Here is a 17,243-nt window from a genome sequence, read left to right as displayed (position 1 = left end):
GCTAGACTCCCCGCTTCGTCACGGCGAGTCACAGCAACCGGGGGGCTGCAGAGGCTGACTTCTACTCGTCGTGCCCTGTCATCGACAGTTATCAACACCATTGGAGAAGTCACTTGCGCTCCCCACTCTCGGTCCGCGGAGCCGCCCTTGCTGCGGCGACCGCGATGATCGGTCTTTCCGTGACCGCGGCCCCGGCGACTGCGGCGGAGAAGCCCCAGGCCAAGGCCTCGTCGGTCGCTCTGACCGTCAACGTGTCTGACAAGGTCAAGGTCGACACCGGTCGCTACACCGCCACCTACAACGGCAAGAAGACCGTCAACTCGGGCACCAACAAGCCCGCCCTTCCGCTTCTCGCGGGCGACCAGCAGCTGCTCTCGGTCGGCGTCTTCGCCCAGGACGCGGCCGCCGCCCTCCAGAACGGCACCGTCTACTCCGGCGCCTGCTCGGCACTGGCCGGCAAGGGCGCGACCCTCGTCGCCATCGGCGACGGCTCCAGCTGTGTGAAGCCGGGCGAGGCCGTCACGGTGAACCTCGCCGAGCTCAACCTCGAGAAGCTGGGCGCCACCACCGACTACGTGCTCAACGACCAGAGCAAGTCGGTCCACGTGAAGCTCGGCCCGGTCAACGACCTGGTCCAGACCGTCGTCTCCGGCGTGCTCACCAAGGTCGGCGGACTCTCGGTCGGCGTCGACCTCGACGCCGCGGAGAGCACCTGCATGGCGCAGGGCAGCGACTTCAAGGGCAAGACCCAGCTCAAGAACGCCGCCGTCACCGTCAACGTCCCCGGCAAGGGCGACATCAAGGTCGCCGACCTGCCGGCGAACCCGAAGAAGAACACGACGGTCGTTCCCGACCTCTCCCCGGTGACCGACGCCGTCCTCGGCCGCGTCGACACGCTGCTCCAGTCGGGCCTGAAGAGCAAGATCGCTCCGGGCGTCCTGGACGTCTCGATCCGCATCGACCTGATCGAGCACATCAAGGAGCAGCTCGCCGTCCTGCTCAAGGGCCTCGAGACCGACCTGGTCAAGCTCACCCTGAACAAGCAGGACAAGACCGCGAAGTCGCTTGAGGTGTCCGCCCTGGACATCAACGTCCTCGACGCCGTGAAGAAGGTCGGCGCCCCGACCGCCGCCAAGGTCGCCATCGGCACCAGCACCTGCGGCACCAACGGCCTCACCTCCTCCGAGGAGAAGGCTGCGGCCACCGGTGACAAGAAGAACGTGGACGTCGTCGTCTCCGGCGACAAGTCCGACCCGGACACGAGCGTCCAGGTGAAGCCGGACAACGCCCCGGCCAACGCCGAGCTCAACCTGCTCTCGTCCCCGGCCGCCAAGGGCGGGTTCGCCGCCGGCGCGCTCGTGCTGCTCGTCGCCGCTGCTGCCGCCACCCGGTGGTTCCTGCTGCGCCGCGCGCACGCCTGATCCGCTGATCAGGACTCCCCTGTAGAACCGTTGTAGAACCTGCAACACCCGCATCCCGGGCCAAGGCTCCAGCCTCGGCCCGGGATGCGCTCGTTTTGGTGGAAGAGGGGCAGTCTCCGGGCGGCGCGCCTGCGTGCCGCCCGCCGTGGGATCCGACAGAGTTGGGCCGCCCCCGATGCTCCCCAGAGCTCTTCCCCCATCTCTCTGGAGTCACTCCATGCTGCGCCCGCTGGCGACCCTGCTCGCCGTCGTACTCCTCTGCTCCGGCTGCGCCGAGGTCTCCCAGCCAGACACCGCCGTCCAAGCCGGATACGGCGCCGACAGCGGCGAGGAGGTCAGCCTTCCGCTGACCGAGGCCATCGCGAAGCTGCCGGTCGCCAAGGAGGTCACCTCCGGCTACGAGCGGGAGAAGTTCAACCACTGGGTCGACGCCGACGGCGACTGTCAGGACGCCCGCACCGAGGTGCTCCTCGAGGAGTCGAAGAAGAAGGCACGCGGCAGGTGCGACGTCACCAGAGGCGAATGGCTCTCCACCTACGACGGCGTCACCGTCAAGCGCCCCGGCGGCCTCGACATCGACCACATGATCGCGCTCAAGGAGGGCTGGGAGTCCGGCGCCAACGCGTGGACGGACGAGCAGCGGGAGGCGTACGCGAACGACCTCGGTGACCCGCGCGCCCTCATCGCCGTCACCGCCGCGACCAACCGCAGCAAGGGCGACCAGGACCCGGCCGACTGGATGCCCGACGCCACGAGCTACCACTGCACGTACGTCGCAGACTGGGTCGCCATGAAGATCCGCTGGAGCCTCTTCGTCGACCGTGCGGAGAAGGCCGCGATCGAGGACATTGCCGCCGGCTGCGACAACCCCGAGATCACCGTACGCCTGGCCGGGCCGGCCCAGAGCGACCCGGCACCGGGCGACCCGGAGCAGAGCGCCGCTCCCGCGGGGGGATCGGGCGACGATCCCCGCTTCGACACCTGCGCCAAGGCGACCGCGAAGGGCTACGGGCCCTACCGGAAGGGCCGCGACGCCGAGTACGCCTGGTACCGCGACGGCGACAAGGACGGCACCGTCTGCGACAGCTGGCCCGACCCCCGGATTCCGCAGGTCAGAAGCGATACCCCAGGCCGTAACGTAGGAGCCTCCTTCGCCGTTGAGTGTGACGAACGTCAAAGGGAGGGATATTCACGTGCGCACAACACTCATCGCGCGGGGAGCCGCGGTGGCGGCCGCAGCCGCCATGGTTGCCTTGTCAGCCGCACCTGCGAGCGCCGCCACGGTGTCGCAGGCGTCCGCCACCGCGCTGAGCCTCGAGCTCGCCGGCACCGGGGCCACCGACTCAGGCACCTATGCCGTCACCAACGACGGCTCCACCGAGTCGGCCGAAGGCACCAACGAGCCGCTCATCACCGCGCTCGGCGGCCAGGACGCGATCCACGCCGGCACGCTGGCCCAAGACGCAGTGGCCAACAGCAACGCCACCTCGGCAGCCTGCTCGGGTCTCGCCGGCGACGGCGCGACCCTGGTCGCGGCCGGATCCGGCGACTGCCTCAGCGGCGGCGACAACATCTCGCTCGACGCGGGCAGCCTCGACTTCTCCGATGTCGAGCTCGTCTCGTCCGGTCTCTTCCAGGGCGTCAACGAGCAGCTGATCACCGCGCTGAAGGATGCGGGGCTGAGCCAGACCGCGGTCACCGACCCGCTCTCGGCAGCGCTCAAGCAGCTCCTCGCGGCACTGGGCGACCCCGGCCTGCATCTCGACCTCGGCGCCGTGCAGAGCAGCTGCACCGCCGACAAGGACAAGGCTTCCGGCGACAGCAGCCTGGCGAACAGCAGGGCGTACGTCACCGTCCCGACGATGGGCGACGTCACCTTGGTCGACCTTCCGGTCGACCCTGACGTCAACCAGAAGGTCGTCACCGACCTGACCGGCGTGACCGACGCGATCCTGGATGCTCTGCGCACCCAGTTCACCAACGCCCTGCAGGGCGCGCTGGCGCCGGCCAACGGAGGGCTCGACCAGCTCCAGACGCAGGTGCTCGACACGGCCCTCGGTCAGATCGAGTCGCAGCTCGCGCCGCTCGAGGACAACGTCCTCGACATCACCCTCAACGCCCAGAACACCTCCCCGGGCGCGATCACGGTGACCGCGCTCGACGTGAAGGTCCTCCCGGCAGCCGAGGCGTTCGTCGGCGGCAGCCTGGCCCACCTGACCATCGGCACCAGCAGCTGTGGCCCGAACAGCCCGGCCCCGAAGACGGTCGTCAACAACCCGCCGAAGGCAGCCGACCCGCCGGCTTCGGTACCGACCGTCGTGACCGCCGGCATGGAGAGCTACGACGACGGCAGCGCCGGACGCATCGCCCTCGTCACCCTGCTGCTCCTCGCGGCCGCGGGCGCCGGCGTGGCGACGTACGTCCGCATGTTGCGGCGTGGCTGACACCTCTGCTGACTCGCCGCCGCGGCTCGCCGCGGCGGCGGGCGGCCTCTGGACCGCGCTGGTGGTTCTCGCCGTCGCGATGGTGGTGGCCGGGCTGATGTGGCCCAGCGGCAGCGCGGCAGTGGAGGTGCCGCCCGGTGCCCCGCAGCGCCTCGAGCTGCCCGGGCTGAACACGAAGGCGAGGGTCGTCCCGATCCGCCTCGAGGGCGACGTGCTCGACCCGCCGCGCAACCCGCGCGAGATCGGCTGGTGGGTCGGCAGCGCCAAGCCGGGCTCAGCGCAGGGTCAGACCGTGGTCACCGGCCACACCGTGCACACCGGCGGCGGCAGCCTGAACAAGCTCGACCACATCGAGGAGGGGCAGGAGGTCGACATCGTCACCAAGGACGGGACCTTCCAGCACCAGGTCGACTCGGTCGAGGTGCTCAGCCGCAAGGAGCTGGCCGAGCAGGCTCAGCGCCTCTTCGGGCAGGACCACGGCGACGGCCGGCTGGTGATCATCACCTGCACGGACTGGAACGGGTCGAGCTACGACAGCAACGTCGTCGTGATGGCGCACCGGTTCAACGCGCTGCCCAAGGCTCAGAAGAAGAGCTAGAGGTAGAGGCCCGTCGAGTCGTCGGCGATCCGCTCGGCCGCGACCGCGTGCACGTCGCGCTCGCGCATCAGGACGTACACCTCTCCGGCGACCTCGACCTCCGGCTTGTCGTCGGCGTCGAAAAGCACCCGGTCACCGATCTCGACGGCTCGCGCGTGCGGGCCGACCGCGACCACCCGTGACCAGGTGAGTCGCCGGGCCGCGCCCATGGCGGCCGTCGCCGGGATGACGATGCCGCCCGAGGAGCGACGCTCACCGGCGTCGGACCCGACCTCGACCAGCACCCGGTCGTGGAGCATCTTGATGGGGGTCTTGTCGGTCACGTCCGTCTTGCCTTGCCGGTGGGGAGTGGTCAGTTGGCCTTGGTGATCTTACGCAGCGTGGCCATGAGCACGACGGTGCCCACCACCCCGCCGACGGTCTTCGCGATGTTGCCCATCTTCGGCTCGCCGGAGACAGGGTCGACATAGACCGCCTTGAAGGCCGCCACCTGGCGCTGAACGATCGTCTTCGGGCTGCCCCGGTAGATCAGCTCGTCGATGGTGCCTGCGAGCCGCTCACGGATCTCTTCGATCTCGGACTCGAGCGAGGAAGTCTGGTCCTTGGACATGCGCAGACCTTAGCAACCGGCGTACGTCCACCGCGTGCTCCACCGCTGCGGTTCGCCTGGGAATGTTCGCTAGGTTGGCTCCATGACGCGTCTCGAGCCGGGCGATGTGGCCCCCGACTTCACTCTTCCCGACGACACCGGCGCGGAGGTCTCGCTCAGCAGCCTCCGCGGCCGCAAGGTGATCGTCTACTTCTACCCCGCCGCGATGACCCCCGGCTGCACCAAGCAGGCCTGCGACTTCACCGACTCGATCGACTCGCTGAAGGCCGCCGGCTACGAGGTCATCGGCGTATCCAAGGACAAGCCCGCCAAGCTCGCGAAGTTCCGCGAGCGTGACGGGCTCACCATCACCCTGGCCTCCGACGAGGACCTCTCGGTGCACAAGGCGTACGACGCCTACGGCGAGAAGAAGCTCTACGGCAAGGTCGTCGAGGGTGTCATCCGCTCGACGTTCGTGGTCGACGAGGAGGGCAAGATCGAGGTCGCGCAGTACAACGTCAAGGCGACCGGTCACGTCGCCAAGCTCCGCCGCGACCTCGGCCTCGCCTCGTAGCTCTACTGCTGGTCGTCGGGCTTCTTGAAGTCAGGCGGAGGAGGTACGTCCTCCCCCGGGATCTCCTTGGGCGGCTCGACGACCACGGGGCCGGTGCCGGCGCTCCACTTGGCACCGGTCTCCATCAGCCACTCGCCCGCCTGGGCGGCGACATCGGTGGCGGCAGCGCCGACCTGGAGCAGACCCGCCAGGGCCTGGTTGCGCGGCGTGTCCGCGTCGGGTGCGGACGCCATCTCGGCCCGCTTGGCCTCGATCTGAGCCTTGAACTCGCCTGCCTTCTCGACGGTCTTCTCGCCGCCGGTGACAAGGTGAGGTGCCGACTTCACCTTGGCGTCCGCAACAGCAGGCTTGGCGCCTTCGACGCCCTTGTGGACGCCATTCTGGACGCCATCGCGCCAGTTGGACGCGTTGTCCTTGAACGACATGACTTCATCCCTCTTCCTGGATGGGGTGTTGTTCTTCCATCCTTGAGGGTCAAGGGTCTGTTGTCCATGGGGATCGACCCTGGTGCGCCCCGGGTCGGACCCGGACTCTGTGTGCCGAAGGCGGGACTTGAACCCGCACGCCCTGGAGCACAGGAACCTAAATCCTGCGTGTCTGCCAATTCCACCACTTCGGCCGAGCGGCGATCAGTCTAGAGACTGATCGCCGTTCGTGGTTAGCCGCCGGTCAGGCGACGTTGTACTTGTCGCCCTCGGCCTTCTCGGGCAGCGCCCAGAAGACGATCAGCACGATCCAGCCGATGCACGGGAGGAGCCAGAGCAGCTGCCACCAGCCGGAGCGGCCGGTGTCGTGCAGACGTCGGGCACCGACCGCGAGGGACGGGACCAGGATGGCGAGCGCGAAGATGCCGCCGATGATGGAGCCGGCGGTCGAGTCGGCGCCGAGGAGCAGGTTGATCGCCATGTTGACGACAACTGCAGCGCCCCAGGGCCACCAGAACTCGGACCGGCTGGCGCGGCCCTCGAAGGAGGCGTACTTCTTGAAGAAGCGCACGATGGCGTCGCGGGGCGACGCGCCGCGGAGCGGCTGGCTCAGCGTAACTTCGCCCACGGGGCCAGCACCGTACGGCTGCTGGGGCGGGGGCGGCGGGTAATCCGTCACTTCGGATTTCTCCTCATTGAGATGGGTTGGATGTGCGAAACCTAGTCGGGACGGACTCCGGGGTAAAGGACCGCTACCCCTAGGGTTGAGCCATGACCACGCTGGTCCTTGCCTCCAAGTCCCCCGCCCGGCTGCAGACGCTGCGCAGCGCAGGTGTCGAACCTGTGGTGATCGTCTCCGGTGTCGACGAGAGCAAGCTCGATGGACTGCCGCCGACAGAGCTGGCGCTCGGGCTCGCCGAGCTCAAGCGCGACGCGGTCGCCGGCCGACCCGAGGTGCCCGAGGGAGCGCTCGTGCTGGGCTGCGACAGCGTGCTCGAGCTGGATGGGAAGCCCCTGGGGAAGCCGCACGATCCGGAGGAGGCGACCCAGCGCTGGCGGGAGATGCGGGGACGCAGCGGCGTACTCGTCTCCGGGCATGCTCTGGTCGACACCGCGACCGGTCGGCAGGTGTCGCAGACCGCTGCCACGACGGTGCACTTCGCCGAGGTGAGCGACGAGGAGATCGCTGCGTACGTCGCTACCGGTGAGCCGCTGCACGTCGCCGGTGCGTTCACGATCGACGGGCTCGGCGGAGCGTTCGTCACCGGGATCGAGGGCGACCACCACAACGTGGTCGGGCTGAGTCTGCCGCTGCTACGCGACCTGATCAGCCGGCTCGGTCACGCGTGGCCGGCTCTGTGGAACCGCTGACCGGCTCGCGGCGCTCCGGGGTCATCAGTACCGTCGCGCCTGCCGCGGCCTCCAGCGCAGCGGCCTCCTCCTCGACGCTGCCGTAGACCTGCGTGTAGCGGATGGGACGGCCGAAGACGAACTTCCGGAAGAGGAAGAACCGGGCGATCTGGCCCAGCAGCACGCCGACCACGTTGGCCGAGACGTTGTCCGCGATCGCGCTGTCCCAGCCGATCACGGTGCGGGTGACGTACAGGCAGGCGATCGGCAGAACCATCGTGACCGCGTTGATCACGACGTAGGCGGTGAATCCGCCGTCGGCGTGGTCGGAGACACGGTGACGGAACGTCCAGCGACGGCTCAGGTCGTAGCTGATCAGCATGCCGACGGTGTTGGCGATGATGTAGGCCGGGATCGGCTGACCGTTCATCGGCCCGGCGCCCATGAAGAAGCCGTGGACCAGCCCGTTGAACAGCACGAAAGCGACTGCTGTCGCAATTCCGCCGACCATCATGAAGCGGACCACCTCTCCGACGAGGCGGGTGCGACGCAGCCGTCCTAGCAGCTGTCCCCCGAACACCATGTGGCCACAGTAAACGGTCAATGGTGAGATGGCTCTTGATTACTTCGCGGGTTTCGTTCAGCGTGCCGTAAGATTCGCGCCTACTCGACGGGGAGGCCGAGACCTCTGGCGAGCAGCATGCGCTGCACCTCGGAGGTGCCCTCGCCGATCTCCAGGATCTTCGCGTCGCGGTAGAACCGGGCCACCGGGTACTCCTCCATGAACCCGTAGCCGCCGAAGACCTGGGTGGCGATGCGGGTCGCGGTGACGGCCGACTCGGTGGCGTACAGCTTGGCGGCGGCAGCCGCCTGCTTGAACTCCTTCATCGTCACGGCGCCCGAGTCGAGCCCGGACTTCATGGCGGCGGCCTCGTACGTCAGCAGGCGCGAGGCCCGCAGCATGACCTCGAGGTCCGCGATCTGGAAGGCGACGCCCTGCTTGCGGCCGATCGGGCCGCCGAAGGTCTGCCGCTCCCCCGCGTACTCGAGCGCCATGTCGAGGCAGGCCTGGATGCAGCCGACGGCGAGCGCGGCGATCGCGACGCGGCCGTCGTCGAGGGTGGCCAGGAACTGGGCGTAGCCGCGGCCGCGCTCACCGAGAAGGTGGTCGGCCGGAACCCGGGCGCCGTCGAAGGAGAGCGGGTGGGTGTCGGAGGCGTGCCAGCCGAGCTTGTCGTAGGCCTTCTCGGCGGTGAACCCGGGCGTCCCCGAGGGGATCATGATGGTGCTGATCTCGGGCTTGCCGTTGTCGCGGGTCCCGGTGCGGGCGGTGACGGTGACGACCGAGGTGATCGAGGAACCGGAGTTGGTGATGAACTGCTTGGCGCCGTCGACGACCCACTCCTCGCCGTCGAGGACGGCCTTGGTGGCGGTCGCGCCAGCGTCGGAGCCGGCACCCGGCTCGGTCAGCCCGAACCCGGCCAGCTTCTTGCCCGCGACGAGGTCGGGGAGCCAGCGCTCCTTCTGCTCGTCGGTGCCGTAGGTGAGGATCGGGTTGATGCCGAGACCGACGGCGGCCTCGAGCGTGATCCCGATCGACTGGTCGACGCGGCCGAGCTCCTCGATCGCGACACAGAGCGCGACGAGGTCACCCTCGCCCCCGCCGTACGCCTCGGGGGCGGTCAGGCCGAACAGGCCCAGCTCACCCATCTTGTGGACCACGTCGACGGGGAAGTGATGGTCGCGGTCCCACTGCGAGGCATGGGGCGCGATCTCCTTCTGGGCGAAGTCACGGACGACAGCACGCAACTCTTCGTGCTCGGGCTGGAGAAAAGCGGTCACGCGCCCCAGGTTAGCGCTTATTAACCTGGGGCGCGAGATCCGCGTCACATCTGAGTCAGATCCGGCTCAGCGGAACGTGCCCGTCGAGACCGTCCCAGCGATGCGCCGCTGGAAGATCAGGTAGACGACCAGCACCGGAAGCACGGTCAGCACCACCCCGGCGAAGAGCGCGCCGAAGTCGACGTTGTAACCCGCCTGGGAGGAGAACGACGCCATGCCCTGGGTGAGCACGTAGTTGTTCCGGTCGGTGTTGAGCGCCACCGGGAGCAGGAACTGGTTCCACAGCCCGAGGAAGTTGAAGATCGCCACCCCTGCCATCCCGGGTGCGGCCATCGGCAGCATGATCTGGAAGAACGTGCGCCACTCGCCCGCACCGTCCATCATCGCGGCCTCGTAGACGTCGTCGGGCAGCGTCTTGAAGAAGGCGTAGAGGAAGAAGACGGTGAACGGCAGCGCGTACGCGACGTAGGTCAGGGTCAGCCCGGGCAGCGTGTTGAGCAGCCCGAAGCCCTGGAGCACGAAGAACAGCGGCACGATGACCAGGAAGACCGGGAAGGTCAGCCCAGCCAGCATCGTGTAGTAGATGACCCTGCGGCCGAAGAACTCGAACCGCGCCAGCACGTAGGCGCACATCGCCCCCAGCAGCATCACCAGCACCAGAGCGGTGCCGACGACGATGACGGTGTTGAAGAAGTACGTCCCGATGCCGGCCTTGGTCCAGGCGCTGGCGTAGTTGTCGAAGTTCCACTCCGCGGGCAGCGAGAACGGCGAGGACAGGATCTCCTTCGACGTCTTGAACGAGGAGAGCACCACCCAGCAGAAGGGCACGATGACGATGACCGACCAGATGATCAGCATGGTGTGCGAGGTGCCGGCGACCAGTGCGTCGCCGGGCGTACGCCGCCCGCCTTCGGGGCGGGTAGCGACAGGCTTGTCCAGAGTGACGGCGCTCATCAGCGTACGTCTCCCTTCTTGTCCCGTCCGCCAGCGAAGTGGAAGACGACGAAGACCAGGGCGGCGAAGAGCAGCGTGACCAGGGCGAGCACCACGCCCATCGAGGTGGCGTAGCCGAACTGGCTCTTCTTGAAGGCGGTGTTCATCAGGTGCTGGCTCATCGTCAGCGTGCTGTTGGCAGGGCCGCCACCAGGGGCGAGGGCCGCCATGAAGACGTACGCATCGAGGGTGAGGATCCCCAGATAGATGTAGGCCGTCTGCACGTTGTCACGGATCGAGGGCAGCGTGATGGAGATGGCGGTGCGGAAGCGGCCGGCGCCGTCGATGCGGGCCGCCTCGTAGATCTCCGCGGGTACGCCCTTGATGGCGGCCACGAAGAGCACGGTGTAGAAGCCGATGCTGGCCCAGATGATCACGAACATCGAGGCCGGCATGGCCGCACGCACCTCGCCGAGCCAGGCGTAGTCCTTGAACCCGTCGAGGCCGACGCCGGTGAGCATGCCGTTGAGCAGGCCGGCGGCGGGGTCGTAGACCTGAGCCCAGAGGAGGCCGATGACGACGGCCGGGACGGCGTACGGGAAGAACGAGACGACTCGGTAGAAGCCGGACCCGTTCAGACCGCGGACCTGACCGGTGCTGGGACCGGCGGTGGTCACGACCACCGCGATCGCCAGTGCCGCGACCAGAGTCACGAACGGCACCACGATCGTGAGCAGTACGTTGTTGCGCAGCGCCTTGAGGAAGGTGTCGTCGTCGAGCAGCTTGGCGTAGTTGTCCAGGCCGACGAAGTTCATGACCGGGGAGAAGCCGGTCCAGTCGGTCAGCGAGTAGAAGAGGGCCTGCCCGATCGGGACCACGACGAAGATGACGAAGACCGCGACCGGTAGGCCGAGGAAGACCGTCATGAACAGTGCCCGGTCGAAGGTGAGCTTGCGGCGGCGCCGGCCGGGGGCGGCCCCCCAAGGATTCTCCTCGGAGGGGCCGCCGGCCGTCTGGGCCATCGTGGTTGATGGGTCCGGCATGGTGTCAGGAAACCTTGAGCTTCTCGATCGATGAGTCGTCGGCAACCTTGTCGAAGATGCCCTGGACTGCCTTGGTCAGGCCCTTGACGTCGAGGTCGCCGGAGAGGAACGAGTTCCACACGACCAGCTCGTCGGCGTTGGTGCCGTAGTAGTCGTAGAACTGGTAGTTGAAGGTGTTCTCACCGGCGGCGTCGAGCATCGCGCTCTGCGACTTCAGCGCCGCGGAACCGAAACCGTCGGCAGGGATGGTGTCCTTGACGATGGTCGGCGCGAGCTTCGTCTTGGCGAAGTTCGTCGCGGCCTCCTTCGACAGCATGGCGCGCAGGATCTCCTTGCCACCTGCCGGGTTCTTCGCCTTGCTCGGCACGATGAAAGCCTCACCGGCCGCGGCACGGACGGTCTCGTACGGCAGCGCCGGGCTGTCACTGAGGACGAACTCCGGGATGCCGGTCATCTCGAAGCCCTCCTTGGTGGCGTCCTTCATCTCGTTCTCGATCCAGCCACCGCTCGGGTAGAGGAGCGCCTGCTGGTCGTTGGACCACTTGGCCTGCGCGGCGGTGAACTGGGTGCCGGCGCCGCCGGGGACGAACATGTCCTGCTTCACCATCTCGCCGAGCTTCTCCAGGATGCCCTGGATGACCGGGTTCGACCAGGCGCCCTTCTCGAGGTTCTCCAGCGCGAGGCGTACCTCGTCGCCGCCCTCCTTGGCCGCCGAGTCGATCACCAGGGTGCGGTAGTAGGTCGCCGCCTCCTTGCCCCAGACCCAGAGGTACTTCTTCTTGGCCTTGGCCTTGGCGCCGAGGTCGAGGGCCTCGTCCCAGGTCTTCGGCGCGGTCCAGCCGTTCTCCTGGAAGAGCGAGTTGGAGTACCACACGCCGTAGAGGGTCATGACGTAGTTGATCGCCACGAACCGGTCGCTGTAGGTGCCGGGGTCCTTCACGTTCGGGTAGAGGGTGTCCTCGATCTTGACGCCCTCGTAGCTCTCGGCCTCGAAGACGTCGTCGAGCTCCTCGAGCTGGGCGGCGATCGAGCTGAAGCCGATCAGGTCCGCACCCGAGTTGTCGATCAGGTCCGGGGGCGTACCGCCGACGAAGCGCGGCTGCAGCTCCGTGGCGATCTTGGTCGTGGCGCTGACCTTGAGGTCGGCATCGGCGAACTCCTTGCCGACCACGCCTGCGGCGAACTCGACGTAGTCGTAGCCGTAGCCACCGTCGAAGATCACCGCGTCGACGGTGCCGTCCTTGGGCATGCCGAACGGGTTGGACGCGGACTTGGTGCCACCGCCGGAGTTGTCGCTGTCGCTACCGGGCGCGCCACACGCGGCGAGCGCTCCAGAGAACGACACGAGCGCCGCGCCGGCGAGGGTGCCGCGCAGAAGAGTCCGGCGGTCGAGCCGGTGAAGCTGCTGGGACATCGTGCTGCCTTCTTTCGGGTGGGTTCCTCGTTACTTCTTCATTACGGGTGTTTCAGGCCATGCTTCCGATGCGTTCGCCGTAGCGAGCCTTCAACGCATCGTTGTGCTCATCGCCACCCGGGATGTTGGCGGAGAGGTAGAGGGGCGGGGTCTCGCCTGTCTCCTCGATCCTCGCGGCTGTGGCGAGGGTCAGGAGCTGGGCGATGTAGGCCGCCGTGATGGAGGAGACGGCACCGGCGAGCACGCCGCCGTCACCGACCGGCACCGTGGCATCGCCGAACGGAGCCAGGTTGTCGATCACCACGTCGGCGATCTCGGCCAGGCGCTTGCCGCTGGGGTGCTTGGGGGTGACCGCGTTGGTGTGCTCGAGGCTGGTCACCGCGATCACCGTGTGGCCCTCCTCCTTCGCGCGCAGCGCGATGCCGACGATGGAGCCGTTGACACCGGAGTTGGACGCGATCAGGAAGACGTCCTCGGGGTGGAACTCGTGGAGCTCCCAGAGCTCGTTGGCGATGTTGGTGTCACGCTCGAGGAGGCCGCCCTTGAGATCGCTCGCCGGACGGTCGCCCTTGAGGACCGTGTCCCGCAGAGCGATGGCGTGGGTGGGGATCAGACCACCGGCGCGCCCGGCGATCTCCATCGCGAACGCCTGCGAGTGGCCGGTGCCGAACGCCTGCAGCACACCGCCGTTGCGGATGCTGCCGACCATCGCCTCGACCGCCTCGTCGAGGCCACCGGATTGCGCCATCGACTGCAGCTCGGACAGGCGTGTGCGAACCTGCTCATCGAAGGCTCCGAACACGTCTCTGGTCAATTAGTCCACCCACCTAGCAAACTCCGGCCGCGACCGTATGTCGAGGCCTGCGCTCGAAAACTATTTGGAGAGAGTACGCCTGGCAATGGTTTTCTGTTACGAAACGGTGTCAATGAATGACAACTATCTGGGACTCGACGCTGGAGGCACCAGCACTCGCGCCGTCGTGGTCTCCTCCGAAGGACATTGCGGAGGCATCGGAAAGGCCGGCAGCGGCAACCCGACCTCCGCCGGAATCGACGCTGCCACGACGGCGATCAGGGACGCGGTCACCCAGGCCGTGACCTCCGCGAACACCGGCCAGGTCGCCGGTGCTGCCTTGGCGGTGGCGGGGGCGGGCGACCCCGGCCACCGGGCCGCGATCGCGGCCGCTCTCTCCGACCTGGTCGCGGTGGAGCCGGTCTTCGACTTCGATGTGCTGGCTGCGTACTTCTCGGGGACGGCGGCGCCAGACGGCTATGTGCTGCTCTCTGGCACGGGGGCGTCGGCGGTGCGGGTCGAGGACGGCCAGCTGGCCGGTATCTCGGACGGACTGGGCTGGCTGCTCGGGGACGTCGGCTCGGGCTTCTGGTTGGGCCGGGAGGTCGTACGTGCCGGGCTGGCGCCGCTCGACGGGCGCGGCGCCGCGACGCTGCTGACCGGCCTGCTGCTCGACCGGCTCGGCACCATCCGGGACGAACGGCCCCAAGGCGGACGGACCGGGACCCTCGTCGCGGCCACGGCGGCGCTCTACGCGATGCCGCCGCTCCGGCTGGCCGACTTCGCCTCGCTCGTCTTCACCGCGGCGGGTGCCGGCGACGAGGTCGCCGCGGGCATCCTCGACCAGGCGGCGGCGGGGCTGGCGGAGACGCTGGCGGCGGTGCGTACGCCTGATGTCGAGGGACCGTTGGTCGCTGCCGGGAGCGTCCTGGCCCGGCAGCCCGACTTCGCCGCCCGGGTCGCTCCCGGGGCTGTCGTCGCCACCGACGGCCTGGCCGGAGCGGCCGTGCTGGCGCTGCGGCATGCGGGCGTGGTCGTCGACGACGCGGTGTACCGCCGAGTAACCTCTTCGCTCGCTCAGCTCACCGAGGTGTGACAATCGTTACGACGGGCGGCCGGAGTCTGGGCGGGAGGGCCTCCCCTAGCATGTCCATGCATTCACGATGGAGGAGTTCTCGTTGAGCAAGCCACTGACAAAGGTCCTGATCGCCAACCGTGGTGAGATCGCTGTTCGAGTGATCCGTGCGTGCAAGGACGCCGGGATCGGCTCGGTCGCGATCTATGCGGACCCCGACCGCGACGCGCTGTTCGTGCGGCTGGCCGATGAGTCCTACTCGTTGGGTGGAGCCACACCCGCGGAGTCGTACCTCTCGATCGAGAAGATCCTCGACGTCGCCCGTCGCTCGGGTGCGGACTCGGTCCACCCCGGCTACGGGTTCCTGGCCGAGAACGCCGACTTCGCCACCGCCGTCATCGAGGCAGGTCTGACCTGGATCGGCCCCTCACCCGAAGCGATCGACGCCCTGGGGGACAAGGCCAAGGCCAAGCAGATCGCCCTGAAGGCCGGTGCCCCGTTGGCGCCGGGGCTCAAGGACCCGGTCAAGGACGCCACCGAGATCGTCTCCTTCGCGAAGGAGTACGGCCTGCCGGTGGCGATCAAGGCGGTCTTCGGTGGCGGCGGCCGCGGTCTGAAGGTGGCCCGGACCCTGGAGGAGATCCCCGACCTGTACGAATCCGCGGTCCGTGAGGCCGTGGGGGCGTTCGGGCGGGGTGAGTGTCTGGTGGAGAAGTTCCTCGACAAGCCCCGCCACGTCGAGACCCAGTGCCTGGCCGACACCCACGGCAACGTCGTGGTCGTCTCCACGCGGGACTGCTCCCTGCAGCGCCGCCACCAAAAACTGGTCGAGGAAGCCCCCGCACCCTTCCTGACCGAGGAGCAGAACAAGCGGCTCTATGAGTCCTCCAAGGCCATCTTGCGCGAGGCCGGCTACGTCGGCGCCGGGACCTGTGAGTTCCTCGTCGCTGCCGATGGCACCATCTCCTTCCTCGAGGTCAACACCCGCCTCCAGGTCGAACACTGCGTCTCCGAGGAAGTCACCGGCATCGACCTCGTCCGCGAGATGTTCCGCATCGCCGCCGGCGAAGAGCTCGGCTATGACGACCCCGAGGTCCGCGGCCACTCCATCGAGTTCCGCATCAACGCCGAAGACGGCGGCAACAACTTCATGCCCGCACCCGGCACCCTCACCGAATGGGCACCGCCGGCCGGGCCCGGCGTACGTCTGGATGGTGGTTATGAGAAGGGCGAGACCATCCCCGGCGCGTTCGACTCGTTGATCGCCAAGCTGATCGTCTCCGGCCGCGACCGCACCCAGGCCCTGGAGCGCTCCCGCCGTGCCCTGGAGGAGTTCCAGGTCGACGGGATGCCCACCGTGATCCCGTTCCACCAGGCGGTGGTCACCGACCCGGCCTACACCGCGGAGAACGGGTCCTTCGAGGTCTACACCACCTGGATCGAGACCGACTTCGACAACCAGATCACCCCCTACGCCGGCACCCACGGCGAGCCCGCCGAGGACGGTGAGCGGCAGACCGTGGTCGTCGAGGTCGGCGGCAAACGCCTCAACGTCTCCCTCCCCGCTGGGCTCGGCGGCCTCGCCGCCGGCGGCGGCACCGCGGCGAAGAAGCCCAAGCGGTCCGCGAAGAAGACCGGCGCCGCGGCCTCTGGTGACTCGGTCACCTCACCGATGCAGGGCACCATCGTCAAGATCGCCGTCGAAGAAGGCCAAGAAGTCACCGAAGGCGACGTCGTCGTGGTCATCGAAGCCATGAAGATGGAACAACCCCTCAAAGCCCACAAGAGCGGCACCATCACCGGCCTCAACGCCACCGTCGGCGAGACAGTGTCGAACGGCGCAGTCATCACCGAGATCAAGTAGCCGCCGAGTAGTCGATTTTTGACGGCGAGAGGTCACTCCGGTGACCTCTCGCCGTCAATTTCTGACTTCTCGGCGCCAGAAACTGACTACTCGGCTAGGCCTAGGGAGTCGGCCAGGGTTGTCAGGTGGAGCTCGAAGAGGGTGGCGGGGTCGCCGAAGCTGTCGGGGCCGAACTGGCCGAAGACCTCGAAGCTGACCCGGCCGAAGAGGCTCGTCCAGACGAGTACGCCGCGGGTGAGGCAGGCGTCGGGCAGGTCGAGGCCGAGCTGGTCACGGATGCCCTGGAGCCCCATGGCGAGAGCGGGTGAGATCTCCCCCGGCTCCTCGGGCACACTCAGCCGACCTGCCGCCATCGCACCGGCGGCCAGTCGCAGCATCGCGGTCGGCACACGGGTGCCGGGCACGCTGGTGCGCTCGTCCGGCGCGGCATAGCCGGGGACGGGCGACCCGAAGAGCAGGGCGTACGTCGCCGGCTCGGCGAGCGCCCAGGTCCTGACCGCGCGGCCGAGCGCCGCGAACTGGGCTCGGTGGTCGTCCTCGGGGGCCGAGGCGACGGCGGCGTCGGCGGCGTCGCCCAGCTCGTCGTACCCGGAGACGAGTAGCAGGGTCAGCAGCTCGTCGCGGTTCTTCACGTAGCGGTAGACCGCCGAGGAGACCACCCCGAGATCGCGGGCGACCGCGCGCAGCGAGAGCGCGGCGGCACCGTGGATCGCCAGGTGCTCGCGGCCGATCCGGACGATCTCGTCCATGGTCTGCGCCCGCGCCCGTTCGCGTGGGGTGCCGTCTCGTGAGGTGGCTGTCATGACGCCATCGTGACCCGGCACAGAGAGCGCTGTCAACAAAAGTGAGCACTGCTCTTGCTTTTGCCGAAGACTCGC

At 68.1% G+C, this 17,243-nt stretch carries 19 protein-coding genes, 1 tRNA gene and 1 pseudogene; 8 read left to right on the top strand and 13 right to left on the bottom strand.

What is annotated here, in order from left to right; all coding sequences use genetic code 11:
- Positions 1 to 113 precede the first annotated feature (113 nt).
- The gene (locus ABZY89_RS09890) at positions 114 to 1,421 is read left to right on the top strand and encodes a hypothetical protein (protein WP_355226718.1); all 1,308 of its coding nucleotides are present in this window, start codon (positions 114 to 116) and stop codon (positions 1,419 to 1,421) included.
- 210 nt (positions 1,422 to 1,631) lie between these two features.
- On the opposite strand, the gene ABZY89_RS09885 is transcribed toward ABZY89_RS09890, so the two are convergent.
- Positions 1,632 to 1,802, bottom strand: coding sequence for a hypothetical protein (locus ABZY89_RS09885; RefSeq protein ID WP_355226830.1), 171 nt, complete (start codon positions 1,800 to 1,802; stop codon positions 1,632 to 1,634).
- Between the two features lie 202 nt (positions 1,803 to 2,004).
- Between ABZY89_RS09885 and ABZY89_RS09880 the strand changes: the two are divergent.
- The 3 genes and pseudogenes from ABZY89_RS09880 to ABZY89_RS09870 all read left to right on the top strand — a co-directional run.
- A pseudogene (locus ABZY89_RS09880) lies at positions 2,005 to 2,454 on the top strand (HNH endonuclease family protein); the annotation flags it as partial.
- Between the two features lie 160 nt (positions 2,455 to 2,614).
- The gene (locus tag ABZY89_RS09875) at positions 2,615 to 3,865 is read left to right on the top strand and encodes a hypothetical protein (protein WP_355226829.1); all 1,251 of its coding nucleotides are present in this window, start codon (positions 2,615 to 2,617) and stop codon (positions 3,863 to 3,865) included.
- Positions 3,858 to 4,463 (top strand): class F sortase, encoded by a 606-nt coding sequence (locus tag ABZY89_RS09870; protein ID WP_355226716.1) that lies wholly within the window; start codon positions 3,858 to 3,860, stop codon positions 4,461 to 4,463. Before ABZY89_RS09875 ends, ABZY89_RS09870 begins: the two co-directional genes overlap by 8 nt.
- Here the strand turns inward: ABZY89_RS09870 and ABZY89_RS09865 are convergent.
- The gene (locus ABZY89_RS09865) at positions 4,460 to 4,762 is read right to left on the bottom strand and encodes a co-chaperone GroES (RefSeq protein ID WP_355226825.1); all 303 of its coding nucleotides are present in this window, start codon (positions 4,760 to 4,762) and stop codon (positions 4,460 to 4,462) included. The genes ABZY89_RS09870 and ABZY89_RS09865 overlap by 4 nt on opposite strands.
- Positions 4,763 to 4,815: 53 nt before the next feature.
- Positions 4,816 to 5,073 (bottom strand): DUF3618 domain-containing protein, encoded by a 258-nt coding sequence (locus ABZY89_RS09860; RefSeq protein ID WP_355226715.1) that lies wholly within the window; start codon positions 5,071 to 5,073, stop codon positions 4,816 to 4,818.
- An 82-nt stretch (positions 5,074 to 5,155) separates the two neighbouring features.
- On the opposite strand from ABZY89_RS09860, the gene bcp reads away from it, so the two are divergent.
- Entirely contained in the window at positions 5,156 to 5,626 is a 471-nt protein-coding gene (gene bcp / locus ABZY89_RS09855) for a thioredoxin-dependent thiol peroxidase (RefSeq protein WP_292651693.1), read from the top strand.
- A gap of 2 nt (positions 5,627 to 5,628) precedes the next feature.
- Here bcp and ABZY89_RS09850 read toward each other — a convergent pair whose 3' ends face one another.
- From ABZY89_RS09850 to ABZY89_RS09840, 3 genes are all read right to left on the bottom strand, one after another.
- A complete protein-coding gene (locus tag ABZY89_RS09850; RefSeq protein ID WP_355226713.1) occupies positions 5,629 to 6,051 on the bottom strand; it encodes a hypothetical protein in 423 nt (140 codons plus the stop codon).
- Positions 6,052 to 6,163: 112 nt separating this feature from the next.
- Positions 6,164 to 6,245: transfer RNA gene (locus ABZY89_RS09845), tRNA-Leu, on the bottom strand.
- Positions 6,246 to 6,295: 50 nt separating this feature from the next.
- On the bottom strand, positions 6,296 to 6,679 hold the full coding sequence (locus ABZY89_RS09840) for a DUF805 domain-containing protein (RefSeq protein WP_355226711.1): 384 nt from the start codon (positions 6,677 to 6,679) through the stop codon (positions 6,296 to 6,298).
- Between the two features lie 143 nt (positions 6,680 to 6,822).
- Here ABZY89_RS09840 and ABZY89_RS09835 point away from each other — a divergent pair, with 143 nt between their 5' ends.
- Complete coding sequence (locus ABZY89_RS09835) at positions 6,823 to 7,422, top strand: nucleoside triphosphate pyrophosphatase (protein ID WP_355226709.1); 600 nt, start codon at positions 6,823 to 6,825, stop codon at positions 7,420 to 7,422.
- On the opposite strand, the gene ABZY89_RS09830 is transcribed toward ABZY89_RS09835, so the two are convergent.
- From ABZY89_RS09830 to ABZY89_RS09805, 6 genes are all read right to left on the bottom strand, one after another.
- Positions 7,379 to 7,984, bottom strand: a complete 606-nt coding sequence (locus ABZY89_RS09830; protein WP_355226707.1) for a GtrA family protein — start codon at positions 7,982 to 7,984, stop codon at positions 7,379 to 7,381. The two genes, ABZY89_RS09835 and ABZY89_RS09830, sit on opposite strands and share 44 nt — an antisense overlap.
- Before the next feature lie 80 nt (positions 7,985 to 8,064).
- Entirely contained in the window at positions 8,065 to 9,243 is a 1,179-nt protein-coding gene (locus tag ABZY89_RS09825) for an acyl-CoA dehydrogenase family protein (protein ID WP_350841582.1), read from the bottom strand.
- A gap of 66 nt (positions 9,244 to 9,309) precedes the next feature.
- Positions 9,310 to 10,197: a carbohydrate ABC transporter permease gene (locus tag ABZY89_RS09820; protein ID WP_355226705.1), complete on the bottom strand. Its 888-nt coding sequence runs from the start codon at positions 10,195 to 10,197 to the stop codon at positions 9,310 to 9,312.
- Positions 10,197 to 11,219: a sugar ABC transporter permease gene (locus ABZY89_RS09815; RefSeq protein ID WP_355226703.1), complete on the bottom strand. Its 1,023-nt coding sequence runs from the start codon at positions 11,217 to 11,219 to the stop codon at positions 10,197 to 10,199. The genes ABZY89_RS09820 and ABZY89_RS09815 overlap by 1 nt, the downstream gene beginning before the upstream one ends.
- Before the next feature lie 4 nt (positions 11,220 to 11,223).
- A complete protein-coding gene (gene ngcE, locus ABZY89_RS09810; RefSeq protein ID WP_355226702.1) occupies positions 11,224 to 12,633 on the bottom strand; it encodes an N-acetylglucosamine/diacetylchitobiose ABC transporter substrate-binding protein in 1,410 nt (469 codons plus the stop codon).
- Positions 12,634 to 12,685: 52 nt separating this feature from the next.
- Positions 12,686 to 13,447 (bottom strand): SIS domain-containing protein, encoded by a 762-nt coding sequence (locus ABZY89_RS09805; protein ID WP_350719464.1) that lies wholly within the window; start codon positions 13,445 to 13,447, stop codon positions 12,686 to 12,688.
- Positions 13,448 to 13,559: 112 nt separating this feature from the next.
- On the opposite strand from ABZY89_RS09805, the gene ABZY89_RS09800 reads away from it, so the two are divergent.
- Positions 13,560 to 14,522: a BadF/BadG/BcrA/BcrD ATPase family protein gene (locus tag ABZY89_RS09800; RefSeq protein WP_355226700.1), complete on the top strand. Its 963-nt coding sequence runs from the start codon at positions 13,560 to 13,562 to the stop codon at positions 14,520 to 14,522.
- 67 nt (positions 14,523 to 14,589) lie between these two features.
- On the top strand, positions 14,590 to 16,365 hold the full coding sequence (locus ABZY89_RS09795) for a biotin carboxylase N-terminal domain-containing protein (protein ID WP_355226698.1): 1,776 nt from the start codon (positions 14,590 to 14,592) through the stop codon (positions 16,363 to 16,365).
- Positions 16,366 to 16,451: 86 nt separating this feature from the next.
- Here the strand turns inward: ABZY89_RS09795 and ABZY89_RS09790 are convergent, their stop codons facing one another.
- Positions 16,452 to 17,168: a WHG domain-containing protein gene (locus ABZY89_RS09790; protein ID WP_355226697.1), complete on the bottom strand. Its 717-nt coding sequence runs from the start codon at positions 17,166 to 17,168 to the stop codon at positions 16,452 to 16,454.
- Positions 17,169 to 17,243 lie beyond the last annotated feature (75 nt).

The sequence above is a fragment of the Nocardioides sp. NPDC006303 genome (assembly GCF_040613175.1).
GTDB lineage: Bacteria > Actinomycetota > Actinomycetes > Propionibacteriales > Nocardioidaceae > Nocardioides.
The sequence above is the reverse complement of the archived record's forward strand: the minus strand, read 5'-3'. Positions and strand labels throughout refer to the sequence as shown.